Source organism: Streptomyces ortus (assembly GCF_026341275.1).
Lineage (GTDB): Bacteria > Actinomycetota > Actinomycetes > Streptomycetales > Streptomycetaceae > Streptomyces > Streptomyces ortus.
Genome location: NZ_JAIFZO010000002.1, coordinates 7,129,893 through 7,154,099, shown reverse-complemented (window position 1 = coordinate 7,154,099; position 24,207 = coordinate 7,129,893). Strand labels below are relative to the sequence as shown.

Below are 24,207 nucleotides of genomic sequence, written 5' to 3'. Positions count from 1 at the left end.
CCTTCAGCTGTCCGCGAGGTCGACGACGACCCAGTCGGATATCGCTCGCCACTTCTGCACTGACTCCTGGTGGTACGCGTTCACCTGGTACTTCTCCAGCGCAGCGCGATCCGGCAGCACTCCGATCGCGGCGAAGTCGTAGGAGATGTCGCGGTCTACGGTGTTCCAGCCCACCCGCCAGTCGACGAGTTCCGGAACGTGGTCGCCGACCGCCCTGGCGAATTTCTCGGCCTCGGCCACGGACGGAGCGGAGCGCTCAATGCCGTCCTTGAGTTTGAAAAGAACGATGTGCGTGATCACGATTGCCTTTCGGGCAGAAAATCGGCCGACTGCTTCCAGGCGCATCGAGGAGCATGCCACCGTCGCCGACGCCGTTCAACCGACGCATTTCGATGGACGTGGCGTTTCCCGATATTTCGAGACGCCTTGCGCAGGCTTTATCGAATTCTCGGCCCGCGATCTTCTTTTGTGTCCCGCCGACGGGACACACGTGCGCACAAATGAGAGCCCGCTCACCCGCTAAGGGTGGTGAGTGGATCGGGACTCGATCACATCCAGCACCTCGGCGGCGCGGTCGACGAGATACATGTGATCGCCCGGAAATTCCTTATAGGTGAATTCGCCCGCCGTGGTCGCGTCCCGCCACTGCCGGGCCTCTTCCGCGGTGACCAGGCCGTCGGACTCGCCGCGCAGTGAACAGATCGGCACCGACACCGGCTCGTCGGTGCTCGGGACGTAGTTCTCGTGCATCTCGCAGTCGGCCTGGAGCACGGGGAGGATCAGTTCACGCATCTCCGGGTGGTCCAGGGCCTCGTGCCGGAACCCCGCGAACTCCTCGACCCGGCTCAGGAACTCCTCGTCCGGCAGACCCGTCGCCCGCCGCTCGCGCCGGGTCCACGGCCCCGGCGAGCCGCTGACGACCAGCAGCTCGACCTGCACGTCGCGCGTACTCAGCAGGTGCACCAGTTCGTACGCGAGCACCGCGCCCAGGCTGTGCCCGAACAGCACGGTGCGGGTCCCGGCGCCGAGTTCCGCGACGATGTCGTCGACCGAGTTCTTGGCGGCCTCGACGACATTGCGGTACGGCGTTTCAAGGAACCGCTTCTCCCTGCCGGGCAGGGCGACCGGGACCACCCGCCACCGGTCGCCGGCCGGCTCCCGCCACGGGTGGAAGAACGAGGGACCCGCTCCCGCGAACGGCACGCACAGCAACGCGGCCCCTTCGCGGCGGTCCGTGGACATGCCGGGTCCTGTCGTGCCGGGTCCTGTCATCCGGACCAACTCCCCTCGTCGGTAAGGCGGCAACGGTTCGTCGAACCGGTTCTGTGGCAGCGTCGTCCGCTCATGTCGCCGGCTCCGCCGGCTTGCGGTCGACGACACCCATGACGTCGGCCACGGCGGCCGGCATGTTCATCTCGTGGTGCGTGGCGCGCACGTGTTTCCGACCGGGCGGCCGATCGGCGCGCCCTCCCCCGCCTTGACGCGCGCCTCGGTGCACCACGTCACCGTCTCGGTCGGGCCGTACATGTCGAACACCTCGGCGGCCTGCTTCGCCGGGGTCTCGGCCAGGCGTACCGGCACGGCCTCCGCGCCGATGATGATCCGCAGATCCTTCGCGGTGTCCGGATCGTGCATCAGCAGCATCTGCCAGAAGGCCGGCGTGGCCTGCACCGCGGTGACTCCCTGGCGGCGTATCAGATCCAGCGCGGCGGACGGGTCGGCGACGGTGTCCTTGCCGGCCACCACCATGGCCGCTCCACTGGTGAACGGCAGGTACGGCTCGGTGTTGGCCATGTCGAAGGACACCGTCGTGCTGAACAGCATCCGGTCCGCGGACGACAGCGGGAACCGCCGCCGCGTCGTGGCCAGGTAGTTCGCCACGGCGCCGCGCGGGATCGCCACGCCCTGCGGCTGCCCCGTCGAGCCCGACGCGTAGATCACGTACTGGGTGTTCTCCGGCCGGACGACCACGTCCGGTGCCGTGTCCGGACAGGCTGCCCGGTCCACGCCCGCCAGTGCCTCGGTGTCGAGCACCAGCAGCGGATCGGCGTGCCGGAGGATGGAGTCGAGGCGGGAGCGCGGGTGGTCCGGATCGATCGGGACGTAGGCTCCGCCCGCCTTGATCACCGCCAGCAGCGCCACCACGAGGTTCACGGTCGGGGCAGGCACACGGCGACCCGCGACTCCGCCCGCACCCCGCGTCCGGCGAGCCAGTGCGCCAGTGCGCCAGGAGGCGCACCGCCTCCACCAGGAGCTGCCGCCGTTCCGCCGCGCTCAGCACGTCGACGTCCCCGACGCACATCCCCGGGTCGGCGACCAACTGCTCCAGGACGCACGCGAACCGCACGCCGACGGCCCGCACCGTCTCCCGGTCGAACACGTCGGTCGCGTAGGAGAGGTCGCCGCGCAGCGCTCCCGTGCCGTCCATGGCCATGTTGAAGGACAGGTCGACCTTGGACGTCGTCGGGACGGTCTGTTCGACATCCGGGGTGAGACCGGCGAGTTCGAGCTGCGGTGGCGCGTAGTCCTGCAGACCGAGCATCACCTGGAACAGCGGCTGGTAGGCGGCGGAGCGTTCGGGGTTGATCGCCTCGACCAGCATGCCGAACGGCAGGTCCTGGTGCTCGTAGGCCGCCGGCGACTTGTCCCGCACCTGGGCGAGCGGGTCGGTGAACGACGGCTCACCGGTGAGGTCCACCCGCAGCACCTGGGTGTTGACGAAGAAGCCGACCAGGTCGGCCAGTGCCTCGTCGGTACGGCCTGCGATGGAGCTGCCGATCGTCACGTCGTCCCCACCGCCGAGTTTGCGAAGCAGCACCGCCATCGCGGCGTGCAGGAGCATCGACAGGGTCGTGCTCCGCTCGTCGGCCAGCTTCTGCAGCCCCGTCGCCACGGTCGGCTCCACGGTGGAGCCGACCGTGGCGCCGCGACCGCCGGCCTGGGCGGGCCGGGGCCGGTGCAACGGCAGGTTCAGCGGCTGCGGGACGCCGGCCAGTTCCCCGCGCCGGTACGCGACCTGCCGCGCGGCGAGACTGTCCGGGTCGGTGACGTCGCCGAGCAGCCCGCGCTGCCACATCGTGCAGTCCTCGTACTGCACGGGCAGCGGTTCCCACGCCGGCGCCCGGCCGTCCCGGCGGGCGTTGTAGGCCTCGGCCGGATCCCGCAGCGGCGGCGCTCCCGAGCTGCCGTCGGTGGCGATGTGGTGGATGACCAGGGCCAGCACGTGTTCGTCGGGCGAGCAGCGGAACGGGCGTACCTGGAGCGGGGGTTCGGCCGCCAGGTCCAACCGGTGGGCGAAGGCCTCCTCGACCGCGCCGGACACCTGCTCCGGCGCCGCGGTGAGCGCGGCCCGGTCCAGGGATCCGGTCAGCCGGAAGGCCGCCGGCATGTTCCAGTTCTGCGACCCGCCCTCCAACTCGTGGAGGATCCACATACGCCGTTGTGCGAATGACAGCGGAATCACTGCCTTCACTCCTCTACGAACATCTTGCGCAGGCCGGGACGACGGGGAGCGGCCGATTCCTCCGACCACGCGGCGAGCGCGGCCACCGTCGGCAGGTCGAAGATCTTGCGGATGGGTATCTCGATGCCCATCTCGGCGCGGACGCGGCTGATCAGCCGGGTGGCGAGCAGGGAGTGCCCGCCGAGGTCGAAGAAACCGTCGTCGATCCCGACCTGGTCCACACCGAGCACCTCGGCGAACAGCTCGGCCAGACTCTTCTCGCGGGTGGTACGGGGGGCGCGGTAGGCGGCGCCGAGGTACTCCGGCTCGGGCAGCGCGTTGCGGTCCAGCTTGCCGTTCGGGTTGAGCGGCAGCCGGTCCAGGAGCACGAAGGCGGACGGCACCATGAAGTCCGGCAGCCGGCTCGCGACGAAGGCGTGAAGTTCCTTGGTCTCCGGGCCGCCGACGTCACCGCTCGCCCCGGGGTCGCCGGTGAGGGCGGGTACGACATAGGCGACCAGTTGTCTGCCGGAGCCGCTGCCCCGCCCGTCGCGGGCGATGACGGCGGCGTGCGCCACGCCGGGGTGCGCGGTGAGCGCGGCCTCGACCTCCGCGGGTTCGACGCGGAAGCCCCGCACCTTGACCTGCGCGTCGCCGCGGCCGACGTATTCGAGCCGGCCCTCGGGGCTCCACCGGCCCAGGTCTCCGGTGCGGTACATGCGCGAACCGGCGGGACCGTACGGGTCGGGGACGAAGCGCTCGGCGGTCAGGGAGGGGCGGCAGTGGTAGCCGCGGGCCACGTTCCCGGCGACGTACAGCTCGCCGACCGCGCCCGGCGGCACCGGGGTCAGACCGTGGCCGAGGAGGTAGGCCCGCATGTTGCCGATCGGGGCGCCGACGGGCGCGCTGCCCGTCAGGTCGCGGGTGTCGTCGTCGGCGGTGAACATGGTGGCGTAGAACGACTCGGTCTGCCCGTAGGCGTTGAGGACCCGGACCCCCGGGAAGGCCTCCTGTGTCCTGTCGACGAGCGACATCGGCAGGGCCTCGCCGGCGAAGACAACCGCCGTCAGCCTGGTGCGGGCCGCGATGTCGTCGAGGAGTTCGGCGAACGCGGACGGCACGGCGGCGATGATCCCGTCGCCCCGCGCACTGCCTTCGCCGAGGGCCAGGATGTCCTGGACGACTTCGAGGACACCGCCGTTGGCCAGGGGTGTGAAGATCTCGAAGGCCGAGGCGTCGAAGTTGATCGACGTGGTGGCGAGGATCCGCCCGCCCGGTTCCAGCCCGACGAGGGAGGGCAGCCGCAGCACGCCGTTCACCACTGCTTTCTGGCTGTAGGCGACGCCCTTGGGCTTGCCCGTGGAGCCGGAGGTGTACATCACGTACGCCAACTGCCCGGCATGCAAAGGTAGTTGGAGGCCGGTGGCGTCCCCGGACAGGTCGAGCGCGTCCATGAAGAAGTCCGGGGCGTCGTGCTCCGGAAGCACGCCGACCGTCGCCCGGTCGGTCAGCACGAGACGCGGCCGGGCCTCCTCGAAGATCGCCGCGAGGCGGTGGCTGGGGTACTTGGGGTCGACCGGCAGGTAGGCGCCGCCTGCCTTCAGGACCGCGAGCAGGGCGACCACCAGGTTCACCGACCGCGGCAGCGACACCGCGACCAGCGACTCCGGGCCCACGCCCCGTTCGACGAGTTGGTGCGCCAGGCGGTCGGCCCGGGCGTTCAGCTCGCGGTAGGTGAGCGAGCCGTCCTCGGCGACCACCGCCGTCTCGTCGGGCGTGCGCGCCACCTGCGCCTCGACGAGTCCTGCGAGCGTGAGGTCCGGAGTAGGAGCGGCCGTGTCGTTGAACCCGACGAGGAACCGGTCGCGTTCGGTCTGCCGCAGAACGTCGAGCTGCGCGATCTTCAGGTCCGGGGTGGCCGCCAGCTGTTCCAGGACCCGCACGAACCGGGCCGCGTACGTCTCCACCGTGTCCCTGGCGAAGACGCCGGTCGCGTACTGGAGGAGGAACGTCAGGTGCGTGTCGACGGCCGCCATGAGGGCCAGGGGGTAGTGGGTACCGTTGGAGGGCCGCAGACCGGTGATGGCGATGCCGTCCGCGGCGTCGGCGGCGGAGTTCAGTCCGTCCCGGTCGACCGGGTACGACTCGAAGACGATCAGCGTGTCGAAGAGGTTCTGCAGCCCCACGGACTGCTGGATCTCCGTGAGCCCGTGGTGGTGGTGCTCGACCAGGCGGGCCTGCCGGCTCTGCAGCCGGGTGAGGACCTCGGCGAGGGTGTCGCCGGGCTCGTACCGGACGCGTACCGGCAGGGTGTTGATGAACATTCCGACCATCGTCTCGACGTCCGGTACGGCGGGCGGACGGCCGGAGACGGTGGCGCCGAACACCAGGTCGCGGCGGCCGGTGAGCTGGCCGAGCAGCAGTGCCCAGGCGCCCTGCACCAGGGTGTTGACGGTGACGCCCAGGTCGGACGCCACCCGGTTCAGGCGGTTCTCCACGTCTCGGGGCAGCTCGAACGCGACCTGGTCGAGTCCGTCGCCGCCCGTGGCTCCGGGAGCGAGCAGGGTCGGTTCCTCGACCCCGTCGAGCTCGGCCGCCCATGCCCGTGCCGCCTCGTCCTGGTCCTGCCGGGCACGCCAGGCCAGGTACTCGCCGTAGCTCCGTGTCCTCGGCAGGCCGGTGGTGTCGCCGTGGGAGCCGTAGAGCAGCAGCAGGTCCCGCATCAGCAGGGGCGAGGACCAGCCGTCGGCCAGTGAGTGGTGGACGGTCATCACCAGTTCGGCCCGGCCGGGTTCGAGGGCGACGAGTGCCAGCCGCAGCAACGGCGGGGTGCGTACGTCGAAGTGGGCGGCCTGGTCCTCGGTGAGGAAGCGCTCGAACCTCTCGATGCGCTCCGCCTCGCCGTACCCCGTCAGGTCGAGGTGCTGCCAGGGCAGGGTCACCCCTCGTGCCGGAACCACCTGCGCGAGGTCGCCGTCGGCCCGGTCGACGAAGGCCGCGCGCAGGCTGGCATGGCGTTCGAGCAGCACCTGCCCGGCCCGGCGCGTCCGCTCCGGATCGACGTCGCCGGAGACATGGAACACGAGTTGCACGTGGTAGGCGTCGAACGAGGAGCCGGCCAGCATCGAGTGGAAGATGATCCCCGACTGCGCCGAGGTCACCGGCCACACCTCGGTGAGGGGGCCGTACACGGCCTCCCAGGCGTCGATCTCCTGCTGGCTCACGGGGACCAGCGGGGCGTCCGTCGGAGTCAGGCCCCCGGCGTCGGGGGTCGCGGCGTGCCGGGCCAGGGCGGTGAGCGCCCGCACCCACAGCTCGGCCAGCTCGGTGACCTCCTCGGCGGAGAGCAGGCCGGTCGGGAAGCCGAAGTAGGCGGTCAGTTCTTCACCGGCTCCGGTGTCGGTGGCCACCGCGTTGATCTCCAGTGCCGACAGCACCGGCATGTCCGCGTCCGGGGCGGCGATCAGGTCCTGCCGGGTGGTGTCCGGGGTCCAGCCCTGACCCCGCAGCTCCTCGGGGAGGTCGGCGCCGGACGTGCGACCGAGGTAGTTGAACCCGATCTGCGGTTCACGGCCGGCGGACAGCGCGGTGGAGGTCTCCGGGTTGAGGTGGCGCAGCAGACCGAAGCCGATGCCGTCACCCGGAACCGCCCGCAGTTGTTCCTTGACGGCCTTGACCGCCCGTCCGGCGGCCGGGCCGCCGGCGAACGCGTCGGCCAGGTCGACACCGGTCACGTCCAACCGCACCGGATACATCGCGGTGAACCAGCCCACCGTGCGTGACAGGTCGGCTCCGGGCACCGCCTCCTCTTCCCTGCCGTGCCCTTCCAGGCGGACCAGCGCCGAGGGCCCGTCCACGCCCCGCGTCCGGTGCCAGCGGGCCAGCGCCAGGGCCAGGGCCGCCAGCAGCACGTCGTCGGCACCGCCCCGGAAGAGCGCGGGCGCCTTGGTCAGCACGGTCTCGGTGACGTCCACCGGCACCTGCACGCGTACCGTCTCCACGGTCGCGGCGGTGTCCCGCGCCGGGTCCCGCTCCCGCGCTCCGAGGAGCGGCTCGTCCTCGCTCAGGATTCGCTGCCACACGGGCAGTTCCGCGACCCGCTCGGGACGCGCCGCCTCGTCGACGAGGGCGTGTGCCCAGCGGCGCATCGAGGTTCCGCCCGCTGCCGGTCGCGGGGTGCGGCCGGCGCGGACCTCCTTCCAGGCGGCGACCAGGTCCGGCACGAGGAGCCGCCACGACACCCCGTCGACGACCAGGTGGTGCAGCACGATCAGCAGCCGGTCGGCGTCCGTGTCGGAGGTGAACCACACGAACTGCGCCATGACGCCCGCGTCGGGGTCCAGCCGGTCGGCGGCCGCGTCCAGCTCGGCCTGGGCGTCGGCGTCGGTGTGGGTGACCTGGGTCAGCAGCGCGTCGGCGGCCACGCTGCCGGCCGGTTCCGCCCAGAGCCCCTGCTGCTTCCGGTCCAGCCGGGAACGCAGCGCATCGTTTCGGTCCAGCACGGCCTGTACCGTCGCCACCAGCCCGGCGCGGTCGATGTCCTCGGGCAGCGTCAGCATCATGGACATGCAGAGCCGGCCGAGGCCGCCGCCGAGCCCGAGCACGTGCTTCGCCGTCGGCGGCAGCGGAACCCAGCCCACACCGCCGCCCGGCAGCTCCGCCAGAACGACCCGCTCCTGGGCGCGGCCCGCGACCAGTTCCGCGAGCTGCGCGACCGTGGGGTGCTCGAAGATCTCCCGCGTGCTCACCTCGATGCCACGGGCCCGGGCCCGGGCGACGACCTGGATGGAGCGGATGCTGTCGCCGCCGCTGGCGAAGAAGTCGCTGTCGATGCCGACGTTGTCCACGCCGAGCACTTCGGCGAACAGCGAGCCGAGGGTCTCCTCGACCTGGTCGCGCGGGGCTCTGCCGGTCGACGTCTGCCCGTGGTCCGGCACGGGCAGCGCCCGCTGGTTCAGTTTCCCGCTGGGGGTCAGCGGGAGCTCGCCGAGCGGTACCAGCGCGGGGGGAACCATGTAGTCGGGCAGACGCCCGCGCAGGTACTCGGGCAGTTCGAGGAGGAGCGCGCCGAGCGACCTGGCCAGGGCGGGGTTGTTCGCCCGCTCCCGCCCGCCCGCGCCGCCGCCGGGGACGAACGAGCCCGAGACGTCCCGCCGCCCGCCGGGCCGCGCCGGGAGCAGCACCGCGTCGAAACACCGCACGTCCCTGCCCGACCAGGTGAGGACGACCTCGCGGCCGTGCTCGTCGGCCCACCGGAGCACCTCGTGCGGATCGACCGGTCCACCGGGCGGGGACGCCTGGTCGAGGAGGCCCGTCGCCACGGTCAGGGCGACCTCCTCGACCAGACGCGCGTTGGGTATCCCGGTCACCCGCACCGGTCCGCGCGCCCGGTCCGCGTGATGGCCGAGGTCGGCGAGGCCGTGTACATCCCTGCCCCATGGCAGCACCGGGGCGCCGGCCACGTCGAGCAGGTCGGCCGGCCGCTTGTGCAGGACCACCTCGTAGCGGTGCCGGGTCAGTTCGTTGTGCGCCTGCCCGGGCTTCAACCGGATGTCGACCGCGACCGAACCGTCCTGCGACCACTCGGTGAACCACTCCGGGGCGACGGTCAGTTCCCGCTCGGCCAGCAGCTCCCTGGTCACCAGCGTCCGCAGTTCCTCGGGCGAGGCGTGCGGATGGGCCGCCCGCTGCACGGCGGTCAGCATCAGGCGGCGTGTCGCCGCGTTGCGGATGTCACCGACGACGACCCGGCCGCCCGGCACGAGGAGGTCCATCACCTGGCGCAGCACCTGGTCGAGGTACTCGACGCTCGGGAAGTACTGCACCACCGAGTTGAGCACCACCGTGTCGAACCGGGCACGGGGCAGACCGGAGACGTCGTCGGCCGCCTGGGCGCTCACCCGGACCCGGTCGCCGTGTCCGGCCTGCGCGCTCTGGGCCCGGACGCGGTCCACCACTGTGGCCGAGATGTCGGTGCCCCAGTACTCCTCGACCTCTCCGACGATCTTCGCCAGCAGCAGGCCGGACCCCACACCGATCTCCAGCACCCGCCGCGGCGCGAACTGCAACACCTGCGCGACCGCCGCGTCCTGCCACGCGAGCATCTGCTCGCGTGGGATCGGCTCACCGGTGTAACTGGAGTTCCAGCCCTGGAAGTCCTCGCCCAGCGCCTCGTCGCCGGAACCGGCGTAGCTGTCGTCGTAGAGGTCACGCCACTCGTCCACCTGGGAGTCGGCGTCGGCCACCGCGGCAGCGTACGGCTGGGGCACCACGTACCCCACCAACTGCCGGTCGCCCAGCTGGTTCTCCCGCACCACGACCGCGGCCTGCGACACGCCGGGGTGGCTCGTGAGCGCGTGCTCGATCTCCCCCAGCTCGATGCGGAAGCCGCGGATCTTGACCTGGGAGTCGGTTCTCCCGAGGTATTCGAGCTGGCCGTCCCTGCTCCACCGCACCAGGTCCCGGAGCGGTACATCCGCGTTCCCGGCGTTCCGAAGGGGCAGGCCACGAACCGGCTCGCGGTCAGGCCCGGCCGCCCCAGGTAACCCCGGGCGAGCCCGGGGCCGGCGATGTAGAGCTCGCCGGCGACTCCGGGCGCGACCGGGCGCAGGGCGGTGTCCAGCACGTACGCCTGAGTGTTGGCGATCGGCCGTCCGATGGGCGGGACACGGCCGTCACCCACCATCGGCGCGCTCATCGCGGCGCACACGGTGATCTCGGTCGGCCCGTAGCCGTTGATCATCCGTCGTCCGGGCGACCACTGCGCCACCAGTTCCGGTGTGGAGGCCGAGCCGCCGACCACCAGGGTCTCCACCGTCGGCAGCGACCCCGTGGGCAGGGCCGCCAGCACCGCCGGCGGCAAGGTCGCGTGGGTCACCCGGTGGGCGGCGATCGTCTCGATCAACGGTTCGCCCGCGGCCAGTTCGTCCGGGCCGGCCAGCACCAGCGTCGCTCCGGCCAGCAGGGACATGCCCCACTCCCACAGCGAGGCGTCGAAGCTCGGCGAGGCGAACTGCAGCACCCGGCTGGCCGGCGTGACCTGGAGCCGCTCGGCCTCGGTGGCGACCAGGCCGGCCAGTCCCGAGTGAGTGACCGCCACTCCCTTCGGGGTCCCGGTCGAACCCGACGTGTAGATCACGTACGCCGTGCTGGCCAGGGCGCCCGGGGCGCGGCGGTCCGTGTCGGTCACCGGTCCCGCGTCGGCGGCGGCCAGTGCCGCGGCGACGCCCGGGTCGTCCAGCCGGAGCACGGGGACGGACAGCCGCGGCATCTGCTCCCCCGACGCGGCGTCCTCGATCACCAGGACGGCCCCGGAGTCGGCCACCATGAACGCCACACGCTCCGCCGGGTAGGCCGGGTCCACCGGCAGGTACGCCCCGCCTGCCTTCAGCACTCCCAGGATCGCCACGGTCCACTCGACCGAGCGGGACAGCGCCACCGCCACCACCGACTCGGGGCCCACACCGCGCTCGGCCAGTACCCGTGCCAGCCGGTTGGCCCGCTCCTCGATCTCCCGGTAGCTGAGTTCCAGGTCTCCGCGGACCACCGCCACGGCGTCCGGCGTGGCGGCGGCCCGTTCGGTGAAAAGCGCGTCGAAGGTCCGCGCCGGGACGTCCGCCGCCGTGTCGTTGGCCTCGCGCAGCAGCCAGTGGCGTTCCTCCTGCGAGAGCACGTCGATGCTGCCGATCGGCACGGCCGGGTTGCCCAGCACCTGCTCCAGCACGCGTACGAATCTGTCGACGACGCCCTCGGCCGTGGTGTGGTCGAAGAGGTCGGTCGCGTACTCCAGCAGCCCGTGCGTGCCGCCGGACGCGTTCGGGACGATGTTGAAGAGCAGGTCGAACTTGGCCGTGCCGGTGCCCACGGGCAGGGGGGTGACCCGGAGCCCCGGGATCTCGATCTCGCCCCACACGAACTGCCAGCCCAGCGCCGTCTGGAACAGGGGCATGTACGCGGTGGTGCGGTCCGGGTTGAGCAGCTCGACCAGCCGCTCGAACGGCACGTCCTGGTTGTCGTACGCGGCGAGGGCCTTGTCCCGCACCTGCTCCAGGACGTCGGTGAACGACGGGTTCCCCGACAGGTCCGCGCGCAGTACCCAGGTGTTGACGAAGAAGCCGATCAGGTCGTCGAGTTGCTCGTCGCCTCGCCCCTCGATCGGGCTGCCGATCGGCACGTCCTCGCCCGCGCCCAGCTTGTTCAGCAGCACCACCAGCACGGCCTGGGCCACCATCGGTGGCGTGGCGCCGTGGTCGGCCGCCAGCTTCTGCACGCCCGACAGCAGTTCGGGTGCCAGTACGAAGGGGACCTCGCCGCCGCGGTGGCTGGCCGTCGTCGGCCTCGGCCGGTCCAGCGGCAGTTGCAACGGTTGCGGAATCTCGGCCAACTCCTTTTTCCAGTAGGCCAATTGCTCCGCGATGGTGCTCTTTGGGTCGGCTTCGTCACCCAGCAGCTGCCGCTGCCACAGCGTGTAGTCCTTGTACTGCACGGACAGCGGCGTCCACTGCGGCGCACTCCCCCCGTGGCGGGCCGTGTACGCCGACACCAGGTCCCTGACGAACGGCGCTATCGACGCCCCGTCCGCGGCGATGTGGTGGAAGACGAACACCAGGACGTGCTCCTGCGGAGCGAGCCGCAGCACGGTCGTGCGCAGCGGAAGCTCCGTGTCCAGGTCGAACGGCTCGCAGGTGACCTCGTGCAGGGCGGTGTCCACGGCGTCCGCGGCCACGTCGACCACGTGGAAGGGGTGCACCGCCTCCTCGGGAGGCAGGATCCGCTGCTCCGGTGTGCCGTCCGTGTTCTCGACGATCAGGGTGCGCAGACTCTCGTGCCGGTTCGTGACGTCCGTCACCGCGGCGGCCAGGGCCGTCGTGTCCAGCGTCCCCTCCAGGCGCAGCACGAACGGGACGTTGTAGGTCGCGGACGGGCCTTCCAGCTTGTGCAGGATCCACATCCGGCTCTGGGCGAAGGACAACGGGATCATCGACGGTTCTCCTGTACGTTCATCGGACGCAGCTGGGGACGTTTCGACGTGGCGAGCTTCTCGATCTGCTCGGCCAGCTGGGCGACGGTCGGGTTGCGGAACACCGTTGTGACCTTCACGTCGGTGCCGAGTTCGCTGCGGATGCGGCCGATCAGCCGGGTGGCCAGCAGCGAATGTCCTCCGTGGTCGAAGAAGTCGATGTCGATGCCGACCTCCTCCACGCCGAGCAGCTCGGCGAACAGCCGGCAGAGGACTTCCTCTCGGTGGTTGCGCGGCCCTCGTCCGGACACCGCTTCCGCGTGGTCGGGGGCGGGGAGCGCGTTGCGGTCGAGCTTCCCGCTCGCCGTCGTGGGGAACGCGTCGAGCGACACGATCGCCGAGGGCACCATGTACTCCGGCAGCCGCCCCCGCACCAGCTCCGTCAGGGCGGTCGGATCCAGCTCCGAGGAGTCCGCCGTACGGTCGCCCGGCACCACGTAGGCGACCAGCCGCTGGTCGTCGGCGCGGTCCTCGCGCACCACGACGACGGCGTTGTCGACGTCCGGGTGCGCGGTCAGCGCCGACTCCACCTCGCTCAGCTCGATCCGGAAGCCGCGGACCTTGACCTGGAAGTCGGTACGGCCGAGGTACTCGACCTGGCCGTCCCGGCTCCAGCGCACCAGGTCTCCGGTGCGGTACATCCGCGCGCCGGCGGCACCGAAGGGGCAGGCCACGAAGCGGTGCGCGGTCAGCGCGCTCTGCCCTAGGTAGCCGCGGGCGAGGCCGGCCCCCGCGAGGTAGAGCTCACCGGCCACTCCCGGCGCGACCGGACGCAGCGCCGCGTCCAGCACGTACACCTGGGTGTTCCACACCGGGGTGCCGATCGGCACCCGGTCCGCCCCTGGCACGTGCTGCCACGCCGTGACCTCGACGGCCGCCTCGGTGGGCCCGTAGAGGTTGTGCACACCGCAGTCGGGCAGCAGGCCGACCACCTTGTTCGCCAGGGTCGCCGGGAACGCCTCACCCGCGACCTCCATCCAGCGCAGGCTGTCGCACTGCTTCGCCGCGGGCTCGGCGACGAACGCCTCCAGCAGGGAGGGCACGAAGTCCGCCCCCGTCACCCGCTCCCGCTGGATCAGCTCGGCCAGGTAGGCCGGGTCCCGCCGCCCGGCCGGGCGGGCGATCACCACGGCCGCGCCCACCTGCAACGGCGCGAACAGCTCCGGCACCGACACGTCGAAGCTCGTCGACGTGCTCAGCAGCACCCGGTCCTGGTGGTTGACGTCGAAGTGCGCCAGGCCCCACGCCAGCCGGTTCATGATCGACCGGTGTGACACCTGCACGCCCTTGGGGCCGCCGGTGGAACCGGAGGTGAAGATGACGTACGCGGCGTTGTCCGGTGACAGTCGCCGCTCGGGCGTCGTGGCCGGGTACGCGGACACGTCCGGCAGCGCCGCGTCGAGCACCAGCAGCGGCCTGGCGCCGTCCAGCACGTGCCGCACCCGGTCCTCGGGCAACTCGGTGTCGATGGGCACGTAGGCCGCGCCCGCCTTGACCACCGCGTAGATCGCGACCATCAGATCCACCGAGCGGGGCAGGCGCACGGCGACCAGCCGCTCGGGTCCCGCGCCCTGCTCGACCAGCCAGTGCGCCAGCCGGTTCGCGCGCCGGTCGAACTCCCGGTAGGTCAGCCTTTCCCGCTCTCCGATCAGCGCGACGAGGTCCGGCGTGCGCTCCACCTGGGCCTCGAACGCGCCCGGCAGGGTGTCCGGTGGCACCGGGTGGGCGGTGTCGTTGATCCGCCGCACCAGCCGGTCGCGCTCCTCCTCGGCCAGTACCTCGACCGAGCCGACCGGCACCGTCGGGTCGTCGAGTATGTGGTCCAGGACCCGGACGAGCCGGGCGGCGATCACCTCGGCCGCCTGCCGGTCGTACAGGTTGTTCTGGTAGTCCAGCGAGGTCCGCAGGTAGGGGTCGGAGGCGTTGAGCGTGAGCGGGTAGTGCGAGCCCGCGTAGGGCCGGATGCCGTCGATCGTGAATCCCGCGGCGGCGTTGGCGTCGACGATGCCGGCCCGGTCGATCGGGTAGTTCTCGAACACGACGATGGTGTCGAAGAGGGCGGGCAGGCCGACGTCGCGCTGGATGTCGGCGAGCCCGTAGTGGTGGTGGTCGAGCAGCGCGGTCTGCCGGTTCTGCAGGTCGGTGACGACCTGCGCGACGCTGTGGTCGGGACGGCAGTACGCCCTGGTGGGGAGCGTGTTGATGAACAGGCCGACCATCTCGTCGGAACCGGCCAGTTCGGCCGGACGGCCGTTGACTGCGGCTCCGAACACCACGTCCTGCTGCCCGGTCAGCTTCGACAGCAGGATGCCCCACGCGCCCTGGAGGAGGGTGTTCAGCGTGACACCGAGTTCCGCGGCCCGCCGGGCCAGGGCACGGCCCTTGTCGATCGACAGCGGTACCTCGACCCGTCCGAGGGCGGACGCCGTCTCCTGGACGGGGGCGTTGGGGGCCACCAGCGTGGGCCGGTCGAACCCGCTGAGCTCGTCGGCCCAGCGGGCGGCCGACGCCTGCCGGTCCCGGGTGGACAGCCAGGTCAGGTAGTCGCCGTAGCCGCGGACCGGGCCGAGCCCGTCGGTCCTGGAGTACAGCCGGATCAGATCCTTGATCACCACCGGTGACGACCAGCCGTCGAACAGGGTGTGGTGCGCCGTGATGACGAGCTTCGCCTGCCGCGGCCCGCAGGTGAGCAGGGCCAGGCGCAGCAGCGGCGGCCTGGTGGGATCGAGCCGGTCGGCCCGGTCGTCGGCGAGGGCCCGGTCCAGCGCCGCCTCCTGCTCGGCCGTCGTGCGACCGGTCAGGTCCAGGTGGAGCCAGGGCAGTACGACGTGGTCGGCCACGACCTGCACCGGATCTCCGTCGGCCGCGGTGAGGAACGCCGAGCGCAGGTTGGGGTACCGGTCCACGAGCGCCTGTCCGGCGGCCCGCATGCGGGCCGGGTCCACGTGCCCGGACAGGTGCAGCACGAACTGCATGTGGTAGACGTCGAAGGAGCCGTCGGCGAGGGCGGCCTCGAACTGGATCCCGGACTGGCCCGGCGCCTGCGGCCACACCTCGGTCAGCGGGCCGTAACGCCGCTCCCAGGCCTCGATCTCGTCCTGCCGCACCGAGACCAGCGAGGCGTCCGAGGGCGTGAGCCCGCCGGTCCCGGGCTGTGCGGCGTGCGCGGCCATGCCGTGCAGCACCTCCAGCCACAGCTCGGCCAGTTCACCGGTCCGCTCGCGGGACAGCAGGCCGGTGGGAAACATGAAGGCCGTCTGCAACCGGGTGCCGTCGGAGGTGTCCACGGCGACGGAGTTGACTTCGAGCGCGGACAGCGCGGGCAGATCCGGATCGGGCATCGCGAGCAGCTCGGCGGACCAGGACGCCGGTCCCCACCCGTCGGCGCGCAGGTGCTCGGGCACATCGGCGGCCGAGATCCGGCCGAGGTAGTTGAATCCGATCTGGGGATCCGGGTACTGGGCGAGCTGTGCGGCGGTCTCCGGATTGAGGTGGCGCAGCAGGCCGTACCCGACGCCCTTGTCCGGGACCTGGCGCAACTGCTCCTTGACCAGCTTGATCGCCCTGCCGGCCGCGGGACCGCCCGCCAGAACGTCGGCCGGCTCGACCTCTCGGACGTCGATCCGCACCGGGTACATGCTCGTGAACCACCCGACGGTGCGGGTGAGGTCGGCCCCGGGGACGATGTCCTCCTCGCGCCCGTGTCCCTCCAGGCGGACCAGGGTCGAGCGGTCCGCACCGCGCCACCGGTCGACCGCCAGGACGAGCGCGGCGAGCAGCACATCGGTCGCGGTCGCCCGGAACACTGCGGGGAGCCTGCCCAGGACGGCCTCGGTGACATCGGCGGGGACCTGTACCCGCACGGTGTCGACCGTGGACATCACGTCCACCGCCGGGTCGAACGGCCGGGTGCCGAGCGGGGGTTCGGGCGTCTCCAGCAGGTCGCGCCAGTACGGCAGTTCCGCTTCCCGCTCCGCGGAGAACGCCTCGTCCTCCAGAGCGGACGCCCAGCGGCGGGCCGAGGTGCCGACCTCGGGCAGCTCGGGCGTGCGGCCGGCCCGGACCTGCTGCCAGGCCTCGGCGAAGTCCGACATGAGGATGCGCCAGGAGACCCCGTCCACCACCAGGTGGTGCAGGACCACGAGCAGCCGGCCCGCACCCGTCCCGGGGGCGAACCAGACGAAGTCCGCCATGGTCCCGGCCTCCGGATCGAGCCGCCCGACCGCGTCGTCCAGCTCCGCCTTCGCCGCGTCGAGGGAGGAGGGCTCGTCCCACCGGCCGTCGCAGGCGACCCGGCGGATCAGGTCGGCCGCCCGCACGGATCCCGCGGGCCGAACGACGAGCAGGGGCTCGTCGCCGCGCACCAGCCGTGCCCGCAACAGGTCGTGCCGGTCCAGGACGGCGTCCAGTGTCGCGGTGAGACCGCCGCCGTCGATGCCGACGGGCAGCTCCAGCACCATCGACATGGCGAAGCGGTCGATGCCGCCGCCCTGTGCGAACACCTGCCGTGCCACCGGCTGCAACGGCATCGGGCCGACCCCGCCGCCGTCCAGCTCCGCGAGCGCGGGGCCCCGATCCTGTCGGGCGGACGCCACCTCGGCGAGGCCCGCCACCGTGCGGTACTCGAAGATCTCCCGTGTGGTGAGGTCCAGGCCCCGCGCCCGCGCCCGCGCCACCACCTGGATCGACCGCAGGCTGTCCCCGCCGACGGCGAAGAAGTCGTCGTCGACACCGACGCGTTCCACACCGAGCACATCGGCGTAGGCCGCGGCGACGATCGCCTCGGCCTCGGTGCGCGGTTCCCGGTAGGTCTCGCCCACGAACTCCGGTTCGGGCAGCGCCGAGCGGTCCAGCTTGCCGGTCGGCCCGAGCGGCATCCGGTCGAGGGCCACGAAGGCCGAGGGAACCATGTAGTCGGGCAGCCGGGCCGCGACGAACGTGCGCAGCTCGGCGGCCGAGGCACCCGCCAGCACGTCCACGTCGCCGATCCCGCCGGCGCCATCGTCACCCACGGCTCCCTCGCCGGCGTGCACCACGTACGCGACCAGCCGCCGCCCGCCCGAGGGCAGCTCGCGGCTGATCACGACCGCCTCGCTGATCCCGGGGTACGCGGTGACCGCGGCCTCCACCTCGGCTGTCTCGATGCGGAAGCCCCGCACCTTCACCTGGCCGTCGCCCCGGCCCAGGCACTCCAGCTGACCGTGCGCGTTCCAGCGGGCCAGGTCGCCCGTGCGGTACATCCGCTCGCCCGCCGGGCCGAAGGGGTTGGCCACGTAGCGCTCGGCGGTCAGGCCCGGGCGGCCGTGGTAGCCACGGCCGAGGCAGGTGCCGACCACGTACAGCTCACCGACCGCGCCCTGCGGTACGGGGGCGAGTCCCGGGCCGAGCACGTAGGCACGCATGTTGCCCAGCGGGGTGCCGATCGGCGCGACCTCGCCCTGCGACCACTCCTCGGACGCCGGGAGAGAGAAGGTGGTGGCGTAGAAACTCTCGCTCTGCCCGTAGGAGTTCACGACCTGCACGCCGGGCAGGGCCTCGCGCACCTGTCTCACCAGCCGGGCCGGGAGCACGTCGCCCGCGAACACGACCGTGCGCACGTCCGTGGTCCTGCGCAGGTGGCCCACCAGTTCCCCGAGCACCGAGGGGACCGCGCTGATCACGTGGCCGTTCCAGCCGTCCCGTTCGCCCAGCGCCAGCGCGCTGGAGACGACCTCGGCGCTGCCGCCGGTGGACAGGGTGGTCAGCAACTCGAAGACCGAGACGTCGAAGTTGACCGACGTGCCGGCCAGCATGCGCCATCCGGGCGGTGCGTCCAGCACGCGCGTCAGTTCGCGTACTCCGTTGACGAGGCTGCGGTGGGTGATCGCAGCGCCCTTCGGCGTGCCCGTGGAGCCGGAGGTGTACATGACGTACGCCAGGTTGTCCGGGCTCAGCCGCGCGACGCGGTCCGCGTCGCGCAGCGGCCTGCCGGGCGTGTCCCAGCGCGCGCGCTCGTCGAGGTCCACGGTCGTCATGTCGTTCGCCGGCAGGGCCCGTGACGTCGTGGTGTCGGTGACCACGAAGCGCGGACGGGCTTCGGACAGCACGCTCTCGGCGCGGCCGGCGAGGTACTGCGGATCCATGGGCAGATAGCCCGCACCGGACTTGAGGATGCCGAGCAGCCCGGCCACCAGGTCCTCCGCCCGCGGCAGCGCGAGGACCACCAGGTCCTCGGGGCCGGCCCCGAGGCGCACCAGCTCCCAGGCGACGGCGTCGGCCCGGGCGTCGAGCTCCCGGTAGGTCAGTGTCCGGTCGTCGTGCACGATCGCGGGAGCGTCGGGCGTCCTGGCGACCTGGAGTTCGAACAGCTCCGGCACGGTCAGCTCGTCCACCGGTGCGGCGGTGTCGTTGAACGCCACGAGCAGCCGGTCGCGTTCGGCGGCGTCGAGTACGTCGATGCCGCCGATCCGGCGTTCCGGGTCGGCCACGAGTCGGCTCAGCACACGCACGAAGCGGTGCGCGATGCCTGCGGCGGTGTCCTGGTCGAAGAGGTCGGTGCGGTACTCCAGGCGGCATCGCGCCCCGCCGGAGGCGTCCGGGACCAGGTCGAAGAACAGGTCGAACTTGGCGGTGGCGGTCTCCAGCCGCTCGGAGCGGGAGACCAGTCCGGGGAAGTCCAGTTCCGGAATCGACGGCTGCCACGCGAGCATCACCTGGAAGAGCGGGTTGTACGCGGTGGACCGGTCGGGGTTCAGCAGCTCCACCAGCCGCTCGAACGGCAGGTCCTGGTGGTCGTACGCCGACAGGGCCCGCTCCCGTACCCGCTGCAGCAGCTCGCCGAAGGTCGGGTTGCCGAAGAGTTCGACGCGCAGCACCCAGGTGTTGACGAAGAACCCCACGAGTTCACGCAGTTCCTCGTCGGTGCGGCCGGCGATCGGCGCGCCGACGGGTACGTCGTCCCCGCAGCCGAGGTGGTGCAGGAGGACCGCCAGAGCGGAGTGCATGACCATCGAGACCGTGGTGTCGGCCTGCGCGGCGAGCTTCTCCACCGACCGCAGCAGCTCGAGGTCGAGCGAGAACGGAATCATGTCGCCGCGGTGGCTCATCGACTTGGGGCGCGGGCGGTCCGTGGGCAGGGCCAGCGGCTGCGCCAGGTCGGCCAGGGTCCGCCGCCAGAAGTCCAGTTGCCGGGCCGCCAGGCTGTCCGGGTCGGACTCGTCGCCGAGCATGTCCCGCTGCCAGAGCGTGTAGTCCGCGTACTGCACCGGCAGCGGCTCCCACGCCGGGGCCCTGCCGTCGCGGCGGGCCGCGTAGGCGGTGGTCAGATCACGGCACAGCGGCCCGAACGACTCGCCGTCCACGGCGATGTGATGCATCACCAGCACCAGGGTGTGCTCACGCGGACCACATCGCACCAGCCGGGCCCTGATCGGGACGTCGGCGGCCAGGTCGAAGGTGGCGGTGGCCGCCTCGTCGACCGCCCTCGCCCGCTCCTGCTCCGTCGCGGCCTCGACGACGTCCAGACCGAACGACTCCGCGCCGGAAGGCAGCACGCGCTGGTGCGGAACACCGTCGTCGTCCTCGACGACGACCGTGCGCAGGGCCTCGTGCCGGCCGACGACGTCGTGGAGCGCCGCCTCCAGCGCGCCCGCGTCCAGCTCGCCGGTCAGACGCAGGGCGAGAGCGCCGTTGTAGGTCGGCGACGGGCCTTCGAACCGGTCCACGAACCACAGCCGACGCTGCGCGAACGACAACGGGATCATTCTGTCTCCAAATCGGCGGAACCTCGCGGGAGCAGGCCGCTACTCAGCTCTGGTCGAGCACGGTCAACAGTTCGGTGTTGTAGAAGTCGTCCAAGGAACACGCACCCGACAGCGTGGAGAAGTACCGGTCGATCAGCTCCTGGTGGCCGACCAGTTTCCGCAGCAGTTCGGCCCGCCCCTCGGGCTTGAGCTCGGCCACGTTGAGCGCCCCCTGGTAGTGGCTCAGGGCGTTGCCGTCGAGGTCGTCCTCGTACCGGCGCAGCGCGTCCTGGAGGGCGGCGTCGTCGTGCAGGCCCTCCCCGATGTGGCCGGTGAGCGACTGGGCCTGGACGAAGGCTTCGGTGATGCCGCGGGCGGTGATGGAGTCCTTGTGGTTCACCGCGTCCCCCACCAGCGCCCACCCGGGCCCGAAAGCCTTGCGGAAGTAGTTCTCCTGGTGCCCGGTGCCGTACAGCTGCTCCACCCGCTCGCCCGCCGTCATCCGTTCGTACAGCTCCGGTGCCGTCGTGCGGAAGGCGTCGAGGTAGGCGGGTTCCACCGCCTTGCGGACGGCGGAGAACTCCTCCTGCGGGAAGTAGGCCATGAGCAGCGTGAGGTCGTCGTTGGTGGGGATGACGCCGATCCAGCGCCCCTGCCGCTCGTACAGCTCGAAGTGCGCGGGCACCCCGGCCCAGTAGCTGTAGTAGGTGCAGGTCATCCGCGGGTGCTCGATGACGTGGGGTGCGCCGGCCTTGCGGGCGACCAGCGAGCGCATCCCGTCCGCGCCGACGACGAGTCGTGCCCGGTCCGTCGCCAGGGTGCCGCTCGCCGTGGTGTACCGCACACCGACGACCCGGTCACCCTCGAAGACCAGGTCGTTGACCGCGCAGGAGTCCCGGAACTCCACACCGGCCGCCACGGCAGCGTCGGCGAGGATCGGGTCGAGCACGTACCGCCTCGGCGCGTACGTGGTGCGCTGACCGTCGATCGGCAGGGAGAAGCCGTCGATGCGGACGCCCGGCGCCTCGTAGCTCTGGTGGCTGATCGGCCGGCAGCCCGCCTCGCGGAGCCGGTCGAGCAGCCCCCACCGCTGCAGAACCGCCACGCCCTCCAGGTGGATGTAGTGCGAGGACAAGGTGTCCTGCGGGAAACCTGCTTTCTCCAGGAGCAGCACACGATAACCCTGCCGTGCGAAAAGCATGGCCGTCGGTGAACCCGCGCAACGGGCACCTACGACAATGACGTCATACATGGCGTCTCTCTAACCAGGTGGTTTTCGGATTCCAACGCGGCCGGAGCCGGAAATGCCCAGGTGATGAATGATGAAGCGCACGAGCAGCACATCACTACGGAGTCGCGGCGTTCAGGGATTCGATGTACGCGGAGATCGACGCCACGGTTGGGTTGAGGAACATCTGGTCCACGGGAACCTCCAAGCCCAGTTCGTCGATGAACGCCGCCTGGATTCTGGCCATGATGACGGACTGGCCGCCCAGGGTGAAGAAATTGTCGTCGACCGCTATGTCGTCGTTTCGCAGTTCCCGGCACCAGATGGTGCGCACCCGGTCGACAATCATCGTATTCCTCTCGGTTGTCAGCGGGATTCGTCGACTACGCCGTCGCACCACTGGCCAGGAATTTCTGGTGGAATTGCTGGAGCAATGCCGCACGGTCCACTTTTCCGTGCGGACTCAGCGGAAGGGACGCGATGGTGAGGAACCTGGCCGGGACCATGGTGCGCGGCAAGGTCCGCAGCAGCCGGTCCCGCACCTCGTCCTCGGCGGGTTCGGCCGCTCCCGGTACCAGGAACGCGATCAGCTCGGCGTCGCCGGAGTCGGTGTGGTGGACGACCACGGCGGCCTCACGGACGTCGGCCAGCCTGCCCAGCGCGCGTTCGACGTCGGTGGGATCGATGCGCATGCCCCGCACCTTCACCTGGGCGTCCATCCGGCCGGCGACGACGAGTTCCCCGGCCTCGTTCACGCATCCGCGGTCACCCGTGCGGTACATCCTGCGCGGCGCGCCGTCGACCAGAACGGTCGTGAACCGCTCGGACTCGGGACCCGTGCCGTTGAGATAGCCCGCGCCGACGCCGGCACCGGAGATGTATATCTCGCCGTACTCCCCCGCCGCGACGCCGCGCGTCCGCTCGTCGAGAAGGTGGATGTCGGTGTTGTGGGCCGGCCTGCCCACGGGCGCGATGTCGTGCTCGCCGGGGCGGTAGCCGACGAGGTCGTAGGACGACGCGACGTCGGTGCACTCGGCGACACCGTACTGGTGCAGGAGCGTGCAGGTGTTTCCCTCACGCCGGGCCCAGTCCAGGATCCGTTCGACGCGCAGCGGCTCCCCGCCGAACAGGATGTGGTCCAGCCCGGCGAGCGCCTGGCCTCCCCGTGCGGTCTCCCAGTCCACCATCAGGTACAGCGTGCTGGAGGCGCAGTGCAGGATGCGTATCCCGTGCTGGGTCAGCATGCGGTAGGCCATCGCGGCGTCAAAGTTCCGGCTGGCCATGAGGTGTTGGGTGGCGCCGCAGAACAGCGGGGTCATCAGGCTGCGCTGGGACAGGTCGAAACCGAACGCGCTGACGACCAGGTTGTGCGACGCGCTGTGCAGTCCGTACTCGAGCGTCAGCCAGTTCATCAGGTTGAACCAGCCCTCGTGCCGTACCGCGGTCAGCTTGGGTGTCCCGGTCGACCCGGACGTGAAGACCGCGTAGCACACGTCGTCCCCGGCGACCGGGACGTCGGGGTCGGTCGTCGGGAGGCCGGCCAGGGCCTCGGAGAGCTGCTCCGTCCCGACGATCTCGGCGGTCGTCGACGCAACCAGCGGGGCGGTCGCCGGGGAGGCCACGATCAGCGCGAGGTCGGGTATCTGGCCCAGTAGCAACTGGAGCCTGGCCGCCGGATAGGCGGGGTCGAGAGGGACGTAGGCCGCGCCCGCCTTCAGTGTGCCGAGGATGGTGACGAGGATGTCGACGGAGTAGTCGAGGCAGACACCGACCTTCGTGCCACGGCCGTGTCCACGTGCGATGAGGAAGCGAGCGAAGCGGTTCGCCTCGGCGTTCAGTTCCGCGTAGGTCACCCGCCGCCCGCCGTGGAAGACGGCGACGGCGTCGGGAGTGGCCCGCGCGTGCTCCTCGAACCGCCGGTGGACGACGGGCGCCGCAGGCAGGGCCACCCGCTTTCCCTGAAGGATCATCAACTGTCTCCGATCTGAGAGGTGCCCGGCCTGGCGAGCCGCTGGCTCTGCTCGACCGGGCAGGCGCGGCCGAGCCGGGGCGGTGCTCGCGCGACCACCCCGGCTACGCGGCTGCGCGCACTCTTCGCGGACTTTTGGCGCGCTTTTCCCAGGGAGACGAGCGAGGGCGCAGAAGAGCGAAATCATTCACACGTGGCGAAGGAGGCATTCCGCAACGGGCGTTGGACCGTCCCGGCGTTCCGCGGGAGGGGCCGACCGGCTCGGCATGTCCGGTCGTCACCGCCGGTCACCGGCCGCGCCCCTCCGCTTTTCGGAGAACGCCGCCGCCGTTCAGTCCGCCGCCATGGCCTCCTGGAGGCTCCTCGGGCGCAGGTCGGTCCAGTTCTGCTCGACGTAGTCCAGGCACTCGGCCCTGCCGGCCTCGCCGAAGACCACTCGCCAGCCCTCGGGCACCTCGGCGAACACCGGCCACAGGGAGTGCTGCTCCTCGTCGTTGACCACGACGTAGAAGCGGCCGTCCTCGTCGTCGAAGGGGTTCGTGCTCACTGCCACCGTCCTTAACCGTCACGGCGTGACGCGGAGTTGGAAATGCTCGGATTCGAAATCGCCGGAGCGGGCGCGATGCGCTCATCGGTGTCGTCCTGTCGACAGGACACCGGATATCCGCGGTCACCCTGGAAAGCTGACGCCACCGTAGGGACTCGACCGCCGACGCCACAAGGTCGGCAGGATCACCGGCTCCCATTCGCCGGTCAGGGCCTGTGCCGCACCGGATTCCGTGCCACCATGACCGAACGGCGTACCAGTGGATTCACCCACTCGAATTC

9 protein-coding genes and 2 pseudogenes are annotated in these 24,207 nt (G+C 71.2%); all 11 read right to left on the bottom strand.

The features are described from left to right. Positions 1-3 precede the first annotated feature (3 nt). Positions 4-300: a Dabb family protein gene (locus tag K3769_RS34405; protein WP_267030142.1), complete on the bottom strand. Its 297-nt coding sequence runs from the start codon at positions 298-300 to the stop codon at positions 4-6. Between the two features lie 219 nt (positions 301-519). After that, positions 520-1,242, bottom strand: a complete 723-nt coding sequence (locus K3769_RS34400; protein WP_267030141.1) for a thioesterase II family protein — start codon at positions 1,240-1,242, stop codon at positions 520-522. 168 nt (positions 1,243-1,410) lie between these two features. Further along, positions 1,411-2,169 carry an AMP-binding protein gene (locus tag K3769_RS34395; RefSeq protein WP_267030140.1) on the bottom strand — a complete coding sequence of 253 codons (759 nt, stop codon included), beginning with the start codon at positions 2,167-2,169 and terminating at the stop codon, positions 1,411-1,413. Between the two features lie 139 nt (positions 2,170-2,308). Further along, a pseudogene (locus K3769_RS34390) lies at positions 2,309-3,406 on the bottom strand (condensation domain-containing protein); the annotation flags it as partial. A gap of 62 nt (positions 3,407-3,468) precedes the next feature. Continuing rightward, a complete protein-coding gene (locus K3769_RS34385; protein ID WP_435369376.1) occupies positions 3,469-8,457 on the bottom strand; it encodes a non-ribosomal peptide synthetase in 4,989 nt (1,662 codons plus the stop codon). A gap of 687 nt (positions 8,458-9,144) precedes the next feature. Beyond that, positions 9,145-12,422 (bottom strand): annotated as a pseudogene (locus K3769_RS34380) (non-ribosomal peptide synthetase); the annotation flags it as partial. Then, a complete protein-coding gene (locus K3769_RS34375; RefSeq protein WP_267030138.1) occupies positions 12,419-20,203 on the bottom strand; it encodes a non-ribosomal peptide synthetase in 7,785 nt (2,594 codons plus the stop codon). The pseudogene K3769_RS34380 and the gene K3769_RS34375, both read right to left, overlap by 4 nt. A gap of 43 nt (positions 20,204-20,246) precedes the next feature. Further along, the gene (locus tag K3769_RS34370; RefSeq protein WP_267030137.1) at positions 20,247-21,434 is read right to left on the bottom strand and encodes an NAD(P)/FAD-dependent oxidoreductase; all 1,188 of its coding nucleotides are present in this window, start codon (positions 21,432-21,434) and stop codon (positions 20,247-20,249) included. 94 nt (positions 21,435-21,528) lie between these two features. Then, entirely contained in the window at positions 21,529-21,759 is a 231-nt protein-coding gene (locus tag K3769_RS34365; RefSeq protein ID WP_267030136.1) for a phosphopantetheine-binding protein, read from the bottom strand. A 34-nt stretch (positions 21,760-21,793) separates the two neighbouring features. After that, entirely contained in the window at positions 21,794-23,380 is a 1,587-nt protein-coding gene (locus K3769_RS34360) for an amino acid adenylation domain-containing protein (protein WP_267030135.1), read from the bottom strand. Between the two features lie 330 nt (positions 23,381-23,710). After that, complete coding sequence (locus K3769_RS34355) at positions 23,711-23,926, bottom strand: MbtH family protein (RefSeq protein WP_267030134.1); 216 nt, start codon at positions 23,924-23,926, stop codon at positions 23,711-23,713. Positions 23,927-24,207 lie beyond the last annotated feature (281 nt).

Bases quoted from the DNA above. Each gene is read 5' to 3' on its own strand.
- K3769_RS34400 (WP_267030141.1), bottom strand. From the start codon at position 1,242: ATGTCCACGGACCGCCGCGAAGGGGCCGCGTTGCTGTGCGTGCCGTTC.
- K3769_RS34385 (WP_435369376.1), bottom strand. From the start codon at position 8,457: ATGGTTCCCCCCGCGCTGGTACCGCTCGGCGAGCTCCCGCTGACCCCC.
- K3769_RS34375 (WP_267030138.1), bottom strand. From the start codon at position 20,203: ATGATCCCGTTGTCGTTCGCGCAGCGTCGGCTGTGGTTCGTGGACCGG.
- K3769_RS34370 (WP_267030137.1), bottom strand. From the start codon at position 21,434: ATGTATGACGTCATTGTCGTAGGTGCCCGTTGCGCGGGTTCACCGACG.
- K3769_RS34365 (WP_267030136.1), bottom strand. From the start codon at position 21,759: ATGATTGTCGACCGGGTGCGCACCATCTGGTGCCGGGAACTGCGAAAC.
- K3769_RS34360 (WP_267030135.1), bottom strand. From the start codon at position 23,380: ATGATCCTTCAGGGAAAGCGGGTGGCCCTGCCTGCGGCGCCCGTCGTC.